The organism is Amycolatopsis thermoflava N1165, from assembly GCF_000473265.1.
In the GTDB taxonomy this organism is placed as follows: domain Bacteria; phylum Actinomycetota; class Actinomycetes; order Mycobacteriales; family Pseudonocardiaceae; genus Amycolatopsis_E; species Amycolatopsis_E thermoflava.
This window is the reverse complement of record NZ_KI421511.1, coordinates 6882784-6895109: the sequence shown is the minus strand read 5'-3', so window position 1 is coordinate 6895109 and position 12326 is coordinate 6882784. Positions and strand designations below refer to the sequence as shown.

Below are 12326 nucleotides of genomic sequence, written 5' to 3'. Positions count from 1 at the left end.
GATCGCCGCCGTGCAGCACACGGAGCACGGCGAGCAGCTCGAGATCGTCCGGACGATGGACGAGCTACTCGACGAGGCCCAGCGCCGGGGTGAGCCGGTCCTGGTCTCCCAGCTCCTCCGCGCGGCGTCGCTGGGCAGGCTTGTCACCCGCGGTCTCGCCGCCGAGGCGGAGCCGCTGCTCGACGAGATGCTGGCCCACACCCGCCGCCACGGCCTCGCCTTGTTCCGCGCCGACGCCCACGCGCTGCGCGGCCGCCGCCTGGTGCTGGCCAAGCAGGAGGACGCGGCGCTGACCGAGATCGCCCGCGCGCTGGCGATCCTGGACGATTCGAACACCCCGGATATGCACATGTCGCGCCGGGAGTGGGCCAAGGCCCAGTCCAGCGCGCTGCTGGACTGCTGGATCGTGCTCAACCAGCTGGGCGTGTACGAGGCGGCCGAGGAGGTCATCGCCAGGGCCCACCAGGCCATCCGGGAGACCGCGGGCCCGCACGAGATCACGCTGCAGCTGATGAACCGCATCAAGATGCTGCTGGGCTGGGGCCTGCGGCTGGAGCGGGTCGCGCGGCACGAGGAGGCGGCCGCGAAGTTCAGCACGGCGGCCTCGATGGCCGTCGCGGTCGAGGCCCCCTTCGCCGAGTCGCTGTTCCCGCGGAAGATCGGCGTGGCCGCGGTCGACCAGGTGGGCGTGCTGGCGGCCGCCCTCGCGCTGGCCGCGCCGGAACCGGCGCACGTGGACCGGCTGCGGCGGCTGCTGATCGAGCCGGGCTACCCGCACGAGCAGGTCATCGTCACGATCGCGCTGGCCCGTTGCCTGGAGCAGGGAGGCCAGCACGACGACGCGCTCAAGGCGCTGCACGCAACCAAGCTCACCCTCGCCGAGGACAACTCGATGCCGTCGATGAACCTGCACCTGATGCGGGAGATCGCGCGGCTGGACAGCGACGCCGACAGCGAGTCGTCTCGGGCGCTGGCGGAGTACTCGGCCGCGCTTGAGGTCGAGCTGTGGCACATGCGGGAGTCGCAGCTGGCGACCCTGGACACGCGCCGTGAGCACGAGCGGCTGTCCGCGCAGCACGGCGCGATCAGCCAGCAGGCGCTGCAGGACCCGCTGACCGGCCTGCCCAACCGCCGCGCGCTGGACGAGCACCTGCGCACGCTGTCCGCCTCGACCACGGCCCAGCCGCTCGCGGTCGCGCTGATCGACCTGGACGGCTTCAAGGGCGTCAACGACCAGCACTCGCACGCCGAGGGCGACGACGTGCTGCGCGTGGTCGCCTCGACGCTGCGGGACGCGTTGCGCGGTGACGACATCGTGGCCCGCTACGGCGGGGACGAGTTCGTCGCGTTGCTGCCCGGCGCGCCGGTGTCCGCGGCCAAGCAGGCGCTGGGGAGGGCGGTCACCGCGGTCGACTCGCTGCCCCACCACCTGTCGCACGGGGTCACCCTGTCGGTGGGGCTGGTGTCGCTGCGCCCGCAGGAGCGGGCCGACCAGGTGCTCGCCCGCGCCGACGCCGCGATGTACCAGGCGAAACGCGGCGGCGGGAACCAGGTCGCGACCGCCCAGTCGACGGCGGGCGAGTCCCTTATCGCAGAGGCGGAACCCGGCTCCGAGGGCGACCCGCAGCCGGCTGCCAGGCAGGACACGTAGGATCGGGCCCCGCCACCACCCGTCCCGTATTCGTTGGGAGTGCCGTGACCGGCCCGCTGAGCACTGTCATCCTCGCCGCGGGCGAGGGCACCCGGATGCGTTCGAACACCCCGAAGGTCCTGCACCCGCTGGCCGGGAGGCCGCTGGTCGAGCACGCCGTCCGGGCCGCAGCCGGGCTTTCGCCGGACCACCTGGTCGTCGTCGTCGGGCACGGCCGGGAGGCCGTCGCCGAGCACCTCGGCAAGGTCGGCGAGGCGCTCGGGCGGCCCGTCGCGACCGCGGTGCAGGAGAAGCAGAACGGCACCGGCGACGCCGTTTCGTGCGCCTTGTCCGTTCTGCCGGAAGGACTTCCGGGCACGGTTCTCGTCAGCTACGGCGACGTCCCGTTGCTGGACACCGAGACGATGGCCGCGCTGCTGGCCGAGCACCGCGAGAACGGCCACGCGGTCACGGTTCTGACGTCCGTGGTCGCCGACCCGACCGGTTACGGCCGGATCGTGCGCGACGCGGCCGGCGCGGTCACCGCGATCGTCGAGCAGAAGGACGCGACGCCGGAGCAGCTGGAGATCGACGAGATCAACTCCGGTGTCTACGCGTTCGACGCGGCCGTGCTGGCCGACGCGCTGACCCGGCTGTCCACCGACAACGCCCAGGGCGAGCTGTACCTGACCGACGTGCTGGCGATCGCCCGCGGTGACGGCCGCGGCGTGGGCGCGCTCGTGGTGGACGACCCGTGGCTGACCGAGGGCGTCAACGACCGCGTCCAGCTCGCCGCGATCGGCGCCGAGCTGAACCGCCGCCTCGTGCAGCGCTGGCAGCGCGAGGGGGTTACCGTCGTCGACCCGGCGTCGGTGTGGCTGGACGTGGACGTCGAACTGGCCCGTGACGTCGTGATCGAGCCGGGTGTGCAGCTCAAGGGCGGCACGAAGGTCGGCGAGGGCGCGGTGATCGGGCCGGACACGACGCTCACCGGCGTCACGGTCGGCGCCGGCGCCCAGGTGGTCCGCGCGCACGGCTACGACGCCGAGATCGGCGCGGGCGCGAGCGTCGGCCCGTTCGCCTACCTGCGGCCGGGCACCAAGCTCGGCGACAAGGGCAAGATCGGCACGTTCGTCGAGACCAAGAACGCCGACATCGGCACCGGCACGAAGGTGCCGCACCTGACCTACGTCGGGGACGCGACGATCGGCGAGTACAGCAACATCGGCGCGTCCAGCGTGTTCGTCAATTACGACGGTGTGCGCAAGCACCACACCACCATCGGTTCGCATGTCAAGACCGGGTCGGACAACATGTTCGTCGCGCCGGTCACCGTTGGTGACGGTGCGTACTCGGGCGCTGGCACTGTGATCAGGCGGAACGTCCCGCCGGGGGCGCTGGCGGTGTCGACTGGACCACAGCGCAATATTGAAGGCTGGGTGCCCCGGCGCAGGCCGGGTACTCCAGCGGCGGAGGCGGCCCAGGCTGCGCTCGCCGCGCAGGAAAACAAGGAAGAGACCGAGCGGGAGTCGTCTGATGAGTCCTAAGTCCGGCACGCCGAAGAAGAACCTGATGCTCTTCTCCGGCCGCGCACACCGGGAACTCGCGGAGGAGGTCGCGCAGCACCTCAACGTGACGATCACCCCGCAGACGGCGCACACGTTCGCCAACGGCGAGCTGTTCGTGCGCTTCGAGGAATCGGTCCGGGGCACGGACGCCTTCGTCATCCAGAGCCACACCAACCCGATCAACGAGTGGGTGATGGAGCAGCTGATCATGGTGGACGCGCTCAAGCGCGCCAGCGCCAAGCGCATCACCGTGGTCATGCCGTTCTACCCGTACGCGCGGCAGGACAAGAAGCACAAGGGCCGCGAGCCGATCTCGGCCCGGCTGATCGCCGACCTGTTCAAGACTGCGGGCGCCGACCGGATCATGACGGTCGACCTGCACACCGCGCAGATCCAGGGCTTCTTCGACGGACCGGTGGACCACCTGTTCGCGCAGACGCTGCTCGCCGACCACATCAAGAAGACCTACGGCAGCGCCGACATCGCCGTGGTCTCGCCGGACTCCGGCCGCGTGCGGCTGGCCGAGAAGTGGGCCGCGCAGCTGGGCGACCGGCCGATCGCGTTCATCCACAAGACGCGTGACCCCGACAAGCCGAACCAGGCGGTGGCCAACCGGGTCGTCGGCCAGGTCGAGGGCAAGCTGTGCATCCTGGTGGACGACATGATCGACACCGGCGGCACGATCGTGAAGGCCACCGACGCGCTGCTCGCCGAGGGCGCCGCGGACGTCGTCATCGCGACCACGCACGGCATCCTGTCCGACCCGGCCACCGAGCGGCTGTCCAACTGCAAGGCGCGCGAGGTCATCGTCACGAACTCGCTGCCGATCGCGCCGGAGAAGCACTTCGCGAACCTGACGGTCCTGTCCATCGCGCCGCTGCTGGCGGAGGCGATCCAGCAGGTGTTCGAGGACGGCTCGGTCACCAGCCTGTTCGACGGCAACGCCTGAGTTCTCCTCACGGGCCCTTCCGCCGCTGGCGAAACCGGCGGCGGAAGGGCCTTTTCGTGCCTAGCGTCAAGGCATGAACGACTACCGCTTCGGTGTTTCCCTGCGGTTCCTGACCGGGCGCGACGACTGGGCGGCCAAGTGCCGTCGCGCCGAGGAGCTGGGCTACGACACCATCACCATCCCCGACCACCTCGGCATGCCCGCGCCGTTCCCGGCGCTGGTCGCCGCCGCGCAGGCGACCGAGCGGGTGCGGGTGGGGCACCTGGTGCTCAACGCGCCCTTCTACAACCCGGTGCTGCTGGCCCGGGAGGTCGAATCGACCGCGCTGCTCACCGGCGGGCGGCTGGACGTCGGGCTCGGATCCGGGCACATGAAGTCCGAGTTCGACGACGCCGGGCTGCGGTTCGCGCCGCCTGCCGAGCGGATCAAGCACCTGGCCCGGACGATCGAGGTGCTGCGGGACCGCCTGGACGACGCGCCGCCGCTGCTGGTCGCGGGCAACAGCGACGGGGTGCTGCGGCTGGCGACGGAGCACGCGGACATCGTCGGGTTCGCCGGGTTGAAGCACGCGCGCGGCTACCCGCCGGGGACGTTCGACCTGGCCTCCGCCGCGGAGCTGGACGACCGGGTGGGCTTCGTGCGGTCCGCGACCGCTCGGCAGGTGGAGTTCAACATGCTGATCCAGAACGTCGTGGTGGCCGACGATCCGGTGCCCGCGCTGGAGGAGTGGCTGGCCGGGGTGCCGTCGGAACTGGGCTGGTCGGCCGCCCGGCTGGTGGATGCGCCGCAGATGCTGGCCGGGACGCCGGAGCAGATCGCGGCGAAGATCCGGGCGATGCGCGAGCGGTACGGGTTCACGTACTTCACGGTGTTCGAGATGGCGATGGAGGAGTTCGCGCCGGTGATCCCGCTGCTACGGGCCTAGCTCGGCGGCGACGTCGCGGTTGAGCGCGCCGGGGTCGACGAGGGCGACGGGTTCGGCGGTCACCGACGGCGCGGCCTGCACCCTGGTCGCGCCGTCGGTGCGGGGCAGCGTGAACTTGACCGAGCAGGAGACGTCGGCGGCGGTGTCCAGCGGGAGGACGACGTCTCGTGCGCAGGTGCGGGTGCCGAGGGCGTCGGAGGTGACGGCCGAGGTGAGGCTGACGCGCGCGGCCGCCCCGGGAGCCGCGCCGAGCAGGCGGTTGTCGATGCGGACGGTGTCCGTGCAGGCGCCGTTGGCCGTGCAGCGGAGTTCGTGGTCGGTGACCCTGGCGGCGACGACCGGGCCGGCGATGAGGGGCTGGCCGAGTTCGGCCACGCCTTCGTCGAGGCGTTCACGCAGGCCGGGCAGGTGCACGTCGCCGAGGGCGATCTCGTGCGGCCCGAGCTGGCCTGCGACGGGCCCGAGGAAGGCGGGCGGGAAGCTGAGCACGCGGTGGGGCGAGGTGGCAGTGACCCGCAGACCGCCGAGGTCGAAGGCCCCGTCCGCCTGGACGGGCAGCACACCCACCGGCAAGGCGGCCCGCAGCGCGGCGGCCACCACCTGGGGCGCCATGAGCCGTCCGGGGTCGAACGGCACCCCGCGGTCCGCCCTGGTCCACTGGGAGCCGAACCGCTCGGCGCGGGGCGCGGACATGCCCTGCCGCTGCCAGTAGGCCGGGGAGGCGCGGACGTAGAGCGAGCCCCCCACCCGGAGGGCCCGCATGGTGTCGTCCTGCACTGGAACCTGCCCCTCGACGAGCCCGCCCTTGGTGACGGTGAGGGTCGCACCAGGAACCCGATACGCGACGGCGGTCTCCCCGGCGAGGGCCGTGAGCGCCTCGTCGACGGCGGAGCGGGGATCCGGCGAGGCGGGCCGCTGGGGAGCCTCACAGGCGACGAGCAGGACGAGGACGAGCACCGCGAGACCGCGCAGGCGCATCCGGACCCCTCGCTCACCGCTGGAACGGCCAGTTCGTGAATGAGACGAACTTTCAGGTTCCGGAGTTCCTAGCGGCGCGGCCTGTCATCCGATCGGTTTACACAGAAGCCCCAACCGCAAGCCGGCAACGCAAGAAGACCGACCAATGCACCAGACCTCCCCCGCCCCCAAACGCAAGCCGGCAACGCAAGTAGACCGACCAACGCTCCAGACCTCCCCCGCCCCCAAACGCAAGCCGGCAACGCAAGTAGACCGACCAACGCTCCAGACCTCCCCCGCCCCCGATCCACAGCCGATCTTTAGTCGCCGACCAGGCGTGTCAAGGCACGCTTTCCCGCCTTGACACGCCTGCTCGGCGACTGAAACACAATCAGGCATCGGGGGCGGGGGTGGTCGGAAGGTGACCATTTGGCGCCGTGAGGCGCCCCTGCGCGAAGCGCAGGAAAAAGATCAAAAGAGTCCTCGCCGGACGGGCAGGCTCCGGGATGACCAGGGGTTGGGTGCCTCGTCCCACCTCGGGCGGGTGGTCGCTGGGTGGTCATCCCGTCGCCTTCCGGTTTGTGCATATCACCTTGATCCAGGGCCGCAAGCTTTGCGTTTTCGGCCGCCGGACCCAGCGAGGGTTGCGGCCCTGGCTCAAGGTGATCGTCCAGTGTCAGGCGACGGGATGACCACCCAGCTCCGGTGGGGTTGGACCCCACGTGTCTCTTGTGGTTTCGGCCGATTACACTGAACAGGTTGTCTCGGCGAGGCGGGCTCCATGCTGCACCCGGTGCCCGACGTGATCGACGCGGCGGCTTGAGGTCCGCTGCTCGAGCATGTCCGTGGAACTCGCCGCCGATGCGACCACCCGCCATCTGCGCCGCCACGCAAAATTGTTTGAAGGAGTGCTACACCGTGTCCGAGGTACGTCTGTCCGCCGAGCCCCGCACCGAGTTCGGCAAGGGCGCCGCGCGCCGCACCCGTCGCGCCGGCAAGGTTCCCGCCGTGCTGTACGGCCACGGTACCGACCCCCGCCACCTGGCCCTGCCCGCTCTGGAGTTCGCCCGCGTCATCCGTGAGAACGGCAGCAACGCGGTCCTCACCCTCAGCCTCAACGGCGACACCGAGCTGGCCCTGACCAAGACGGTCACCGTGCACCCGATCAAGAACTACATCGAGCACGTCGACCTGCTGGTCGTCCAGCGCGGCGAGAAGGTCACCGTGGACGTCCCGGTCGTGCTGACCGGCGAGCCGGCCCCGGGCACCCTGCAGGTGCAGGAGATCGACACCCTGTCGATCGAGGTCGAGGCGCTGCACATCCCGGAGCAGTTCGAGGTGTCCATCGAGGGCGCCGAGGCCGGCACCCAGATCCTCGCCTCGCAGGTCACCCTGCCTGCCGGCGCGGTCCTGCTGACCGACCCGGAGAGCCTGGTCGTCGCCGTGAACGAGGCGCAGGCCACCTCCGCGGAGCCCGCCGAGGAGACCGGCGAGGAGCCGGCCGAGAGCCCCGCCGAGTAAGTGAGTTCGGACGTTCCCGGGGCCGGCGAGCTGGTTCTGCTCGTCGGCCTCGGCAATCCCGGCCCGCGTTACGCCGGCAACCGGCACAACGTGGGTTTCATGGTGCTCGACGAGCTCGCCGCCCGCGTCGGCGGCAAGTTCAAGACCCACAAGTCCGGCGGTGAGGTCCTGGAAGGGCGTCTCGCCGGGCGTCGCGTCGTGCTGGTCAAGCCGCGGTCGTTCATGAACGTCTCCGGCGGCCCGGTCGCGGGCGCGGCGAAGTTCTACAAGGTCGACCCGAGCGGTGTCGTCGTCGTGCACGACGAGCTGGACGTGCCGTTCGGCAGGCTGAAGCTCAAGCTCGGCGGCGGCGAAGGCGGCCACAACGGGCTGCGGTCCATCAGCAAGTCCCTCGGCACGCGTGACTACTACCGCGTGCGGTTCGGCATCGGGCGGCCCCCTGGCCGGATGGACCCCGCCGATTTCGTGCTCAAGGACTTCTCCACGGTCGAGCGCAAGGACCTCCCGCTGGAGCTGGACCGGTGCGCGGACGCCGTCGAAGCGCTGATCGGCAAAGGGCTGACAGCGGCTCAGAACGACTTCCACGCTGGGTGACCATCGGTCACCCACAGGTGTTCCTCTCACCGCTCCATGGAGTTCCAGGGGCATAAATGCTCTTCCGGAGGTTTGATCCGGCGGCTAGGACGGGATTAGGGAAGTTGTCCCGTCCACGCTGAACTGGAGCACTCCACATGTCCCTTTCCGCCGAAGACGTTTATCGAGTCGAGTTCGGTAACGCCCCCATCGGCCGGCGCGGGTACGCCAAGCACGAGGTCGACGAGTTCGTCGAGCGCATCGCCAAGACCCTGGTGGGCGAGGACGACCTGACGGCCGCCGAGGTGCACCACGTCATGTTCAGCAAGCCCCTGCTCGGCAAGCGGGGCTACGACGAGCGCGAGGTCGACGAGTTCCTCGACCAGGTCGAAGACGAGTTCGCCCGCCGCGGCGGCCGCCCCTACCCGGTGCCCGAGGCCCGGACGGTCACGCAGGCGACCACGCCGCGCGCGGAAGGCGACCCGGCCGAGATCCCCAAGGTGACCCTCACGGAGTAACCGCCGAACTCGCGCCTGAGCGCAGACCACACTCCCTGGAACGTGGGGCTCGCGTACACCCGGCGAGCCCCACGCCCAGCAAGTTCCGCGCCCGTGCGCGAGCCCCGCCCGGCCCCGCGAACCTCACACCCCAGCAAATGAACTCCGCACCCAGCCAGGTGGGAGTGCGCTCGCCGCGGTCAGGAGGCCGCGTTCTTCGCGATCGCGTCGGCGTACTGGACCGCCGTCGCGGCGCGTTTGACCTTGCCGGACGGCGTCTTGGGCAAGCTGCCGGCAGGCAGGACGACCACCGCGTACGGCCGGGCGTCCACCGCGTCCCGCACCCGGGCCGCGACCTCCTTCTGCAGCCGCCGCTCGGCCTCGGCGTCGCCGGCCAGCTTGGACTCCAGCACCACCGCGAACCGCTCCCGCCGCGTCCCCGCGTCGATCCGCACGGCCACCGCGTTGCCTGCCCGCACCCCCTCCACGGAGGTCGCGGCGCGCTCGATGTCCGTCGGGTAGATGTTGCGGCCGCCCATGATGATGACGTCCTTGCGGCGCCCGCAGATCACGATCTGGCCGTCGACGAGGTACCCGAGGTCGCCGGTCGCGAGCCAGCCCTCGTCGTCCTGCGTCGGCTTCGGGCCCTCCATCGTCAGGTAACCGGGCGTCACGGCCGGACCGGTCAGCTGGATCTCCCCGACCTCGCGGTCGCCGAGCACCTTTCCGGAGTCGTCGACGATCCGCGCCTCCAGCCCGTCCAGCGGGCGGCCCAGCACGGCGAACGAGCGGACCTCCTCGGTCCCGCGCCGGGGGTCGCCGTCGGGCACCGGCACCGCGCGGTTGTCCGCCTCGAGCGCGTCGGCCTCGATGACGTCCAGCGTCAGGCCGGTGAACAGCGGCGCGAACGACACCGCGAGCGTCGCCTCGGCCATGCCGTACGCCGGGAACACGCACTCCGCGGGCATCTTGAACCGGGCGCCGCCGTCCACGAACGCCTGCACGGCCGACTCGTCGATCGGCTCGGCGCCGTTCAGCGCGATCCGCAGCGTGGAAAGGTCGTAAGCGTTTTCGTCCTCCACCCGCTGCAGGCGCTTGCCGACGATGGCGTAGGCGAAGTTGGGGGCCGCGGTGGTGGTGGCGCGGTACTTGCTGATCAGCTCGGGCCAGATCAGCGGCCCGGTGAGGAACTCGGCCGGGGTGATCTTGATCAGCTCCACGCCGAACGTCATCGGCACGGTCAGGAACCCGACCATCCCCATGTCGTGGAAGGTGGGCAGCCAGGACACCATGATGTCCTTCGCGAAGTCGAACTCCGCCCGCTCCACCATGGCCTTGACGTTGGTGTAGAGGTTGCCGTGGGTGATCCGCACGGCCTTCGGGTCGGCGGTCGAGCCGCTGGTGAGCTGCAGCAGCGCCAGGTCGTCCTCGCCGCGCGCCACCGGCTCGGCGATCGGCTCGCCGTCGAACAGGTCGGTGATCATCCGGAACCCGATGTTGTGCTCGGTGAGCACCGGCGCGAGCGCGTCGAACGGCTCGCCGAGCACAACCAGCTTCGCGTCGATCATGCCCAGCACCTTGACGGTGTCCTCGGCCCACAGCGCGAGGTCGGTGCGCGGGGTGGGCTGGTGCAGCATCGTCACGCTGCCCCCGGCGAGCCACACCGCCTGCACCGTCGGCGCGATCAGGGCAGGCGCCCCGGCCAGGACGGCGACGGCGCTGCCCGGCTCCAGCCCGCCGGCGACGAGCGCGCCTGCCATCCGCCGCGCCTGCTCGTGGACTTCGGCCCAGGTCCGGCGGACCGGCTCCTTCGGCTCCCCGGTGACCATGCCACGCAACTGACCACCCTCCGCAGCGGTGCGGACGAGCGTCTCCACGAACCGACTCATGGCGCTCACCTTATCCGGCGACGAAGTTCCCCGGATCGTCCCGGCGGCGGTGTCGAAACCCGCCCCCGGGCTCCGACCTCCTGGTAAGACAGCCCTTTGAGGAGGCACCCTGTGAAGTACTTGCTGATCATGCACATGAACCCCGCCGTGTGGGAGTCGCTCACGGAGGAGGAGCGCAACGCGATCATGAGCGGGCACGGACCGTTCATGGACGCCATCCGCGAGTCCGGCGAGTTCATCGGCACGACCGCGCTGGCCGACCCGTCGAACAGCGCGGTCGTGCGGGTGCGGGACGGCGCGCCCGTGGTGACCGACGGCCCGTACCTGGAGGCGAAGGAGTACCTCGGCGGCTACTACCTGGTGGACGTCGAAAGCCGGGAACGCGCCCTGGAACTGGCCGCGATGATCCCGGACGCGAAGGTCGACGGCCTCGGCATCGAGGTCCGGCCGGTCATGTTCTCGGCGGGCACGGAAATGTGAGACCCGGTGCCGGGCGGGGCGGCCCGCCCGGCGCCGGCGGTCACCCCGCGCGGGATCCGGCCGAGGCCATGCCCAGCCACGTGTGCGGGTTGCCCTGCCAGCACCAGCCGAGCTTCGGCGCCCGCTTGCTGATCCAGATCGCCGGCACGCGCCGGTCGCCGCAGCGCGAACCGCCCAGCGAGAAGCACTTGTTCTTGACCAGCAGCTCCGGGAAGTGCGTGATCAGGGCGATGCCCTCCTCGATCGTGAGCAGGGTGCGGCCCCGGCCGGCGATCACCTCCATGGCGTCGTTCGGGACGGCGCCGCAGAACTCCTCGCCGCGCTCGACGTCGAACAGCAGGTAGGCGTCCGGGGCGGGCAAGTCCACCGTGGACACGAAGCGGTCGAGCGATCCGGGTTCGAAGGAGTGGTCGACGAACCCGGGCAGCTTCCCGCGATACAGCGTGGTGCGCGGCATCGCCTCCTCGACCGGAGCGACCTTCCGGGTCACGACCAGCAGGAACGGCACGCGGCCCGCCTCCGGGTCGAGGTCGCCTGCGCGGGCTACGGCGCGCAGCGGCTCGACCATGGCCCGGAAGCCGTCCTCGTCGAGCCCGGCGAGGGCCGGGTAGCCGCGGTCCACCAGGTTCGCGACCTGACGGTCGAGTTCGGCTGTCACGTTCAACGTCAAGCCGGCACCTCCTTGATCGCGGCGATGTCGGCGGGCGTGCCGGACATGATCGTTCGCACGTGCCGGGTGACCAGCTCGACCGGCCAGTCCCACCAGGCGGCGCGTTCGAGCCGTTCGACGTCCTCCGGCTCGTAGCGAGCGCGGATCGGCCGGGCCGGGTTGCCGCCGACGATCGTGTACGGCGGCACGTCGGCGGTGACGACCGCGCCCGCGGCGATGATCGCGCCGTTGCCGATCGTCATGCCGGGCATGACGATCGCGCCGTAGCCGAACCAGACGTCGTTGCCCACCACCGTGTCGCCCCGGCTGGGCATGTTCGTGACGAGGTCCAGTGTGGACTCCGCCCACGCGCCGCCGAACATCGTGAACGGGTAGGTCGACACCCCCATCGTCGGGTGTTCCGCCCCAGCCATCAGGAACCGCGTGCCGGAGGCGATCGCGCAGTACTTGCCGATGATCAGCTTCTCCGGCCCGTAGGCGTAGAGGACGTTGCGGGTCTCGAACTCGGCGGCGGCGTCCGGGTCGTCGTAGTAGGTGAACTCGCCGACCTGGATGCGCGGATCGGTGACCAGCGGTTTCAGGAACACCACGCGCGGGTGCTCGGCGAGTGGGTGGAGCACGGTGGGGTCTGGCACGAACACCTCACAGAAGTAAACTTACGACCGAC

General features: G+C 70.7%; 12 protein-coding genes. 8 read left to right on the top strand and 4 right to left on the bottom strand.

The window, feature by feature from the left end:
* The first annotated feature begins 10 nt into the window (after window positions 1–10).
* From AMYTH_RS0134280 to AMYTH_RS0134265, 4 genes are all read left to right on the top strand, one after another.
* Window positions 11–1651 (top strand): GGDEF domain-containing protein, encoded by a 1641-nt coding sequence (locus tag AMYTH_RS0134280; RefSeq protein ID WP_027934015.1) that lies wholly within the window; start codon window positions 11–13, stop codon window positions 1649–1651.
* A 44-nt stretch (window positions 1652–1695) separates the two neighbouring features.
* Window positions 1696–3177, top strand: a complete 1482-nt coding sequence (gene glmU / locus AMYTH_RS0134275) for a bifunctional UDP-N-acetylglucosamine diphosphorylase/glucosamine-1-phosphate N-acetyltransferase GlmU (protein WP_027934014.1) — start codon at window positions 1696–1698, stop codon at window positions 3175–3177.
* Complete coding sequence (locus tag AMYTH_RS0134270) at window positions 3167–4147, top strand: ribose-phosphate diphosphokinase (protein ID WP_027934013.1); 981 nt, start codon at window positions 3167–3169, stop codon at window positions 4145–4147. The genes glmU and AMYTH_RS0134270 overlap by 11 nt, the downstream gene beginning before the upstream one ends.
* A gap of 73 nt (window positions 4148–4220) precedes the next feature.
* Entirely contained in the window at window positions 4221–5072 is an 852-nt protein-coding gene (locus tag AMYTH_RS0134265) for a TIGR03621 family F420-dependent LLM class oxidoreductase (protein WP_027934012.1), read from the top strand.
* Here the strand turns inward: AMYTH_RS0134265 and AMYTH_RS0134260 are convergent.
* Window positions 5061–6050, bottom strand: a complete 990-nt coding sequence (locus AMYTH_RS0134260) for a hypothetical protein (protein WP_027934011.1) — start codon at window positions 6048–6050, stop codon at window positions 5061–5063. The genes AMYTH_RS0134265 and AMYTH_RS0134260 overlap by 12 nt on opposite strands.
* 897 nt (window positions 6051–6947) lie before the next feature.
* Here AMYTH_RS0134260 and AMYTH_RS0134255 point away from each other — a divergent pair.
* The 3 genes from AMYTH_RS0134255 (at window position 6948) to AMYTH_RS0134245 (ending at window position 8641) form a co-directional block, all read left to right on the top strand.
* Entirely contained in the window at window positions 6948–7550 is a 603-nt protein-coding gene (locus tag AMYTH_RS0134255; RefSeq protein ID WP_027934010.1) for a 50S ribosomal protein L25/general stress protein Ctc, read from the top strand.
* Window positions 7551–8144 carry an aminoacyl-tRNA hydrolase gene (gene pth / locus AMYTH_RS0134250; protein WP_027934009.1) on the top strand — a complete coding sequence of 198 codons (594 nt, stop codon included), beginning with the start codon at window positions 7551–7553 and terminating at the stop codon, window positions 8142–8144. It abuts the gene before it with no gap.
* 137 nt (window positions 8145–8281) lie between these two features.
* Complete coding sequence (locus AMYTH_RS0134245) at window positions 8282–8641, top strand: DivIVA domain-containing protein (protein ID WP_027934008.1); 360 nt, start codon at window positions 8282–8284, stop codon at window positions 8639–8641.
* A 179-nt stretch (window positions 8642–8820) separates the two neighbouring features.
* Here the strand turns inward: AMYTH_RS0134245 and AMYTH_RS0134240 are convergent, their stop codons facing one another.
* Window positions 8821–10509: a fatty acyl-AMP ligase gene (locus tag AMYTH_RS0134240; RefSeq protein WP_027934007.1), complete on the bottom strand. Its 1689-nt coding sequence runs from the start codon at window positions 10507–10509 to the stop codon at window positions 8821–8823.
* A 111-nt stretch (window positions 10510–10620) separates the two neighbouring features.
* Between AMYTH_RS0134240 and AMYTH_RS0134235 the strand changes: the two genes are divergently transcribed.
* The gene (locus AMYTH_RS0134235) at window positions 10621–10989 is read left to right on the top strand and encodes a YciI family protein (RefSeq protein WP_027934006.1); all 369 of its coding nucleotides are present in this window, start codon (window positions 10621–10623) and stop codon (window positions 10987–10989) included.
* Window positions 10990–11029: 40 nt separating this feature from the next.
* Here the strand turns inward: AMYTH_RS0134235 and AMYTH_RS0134230 are convergent, their stop codons facing one another.
* Window positions 11030–11659 (bottom strand): DUF5701 family protein, encoded by a 630-nt coding sequence (locus tag AMYTH_RS0134230; RefSeq protein WP_027934005.1) that lies wholly within the window; start codon window positions 11657–11659, stop codon window positions 11030–11032.
* The gene (locus AMYTH_RS0134225) at window positions 11656–12300 is read right to left on the bottom strand and encodes a CatB-related O-acetyltransferase (protein ID WP_027934004.1); all 645 of its coding nucleotides are present in this window, start codon (window positions 12298–12300) and stop codon (window positions 11656–11658) included. Before AMYTH_RS0134225 ends, AMYTH_RS0134230 begins: the two co-directional genes overlap by 4 nt.
* Between the last annotated feature and the right edge of the window lie 26 nt (window positions 12301–12326).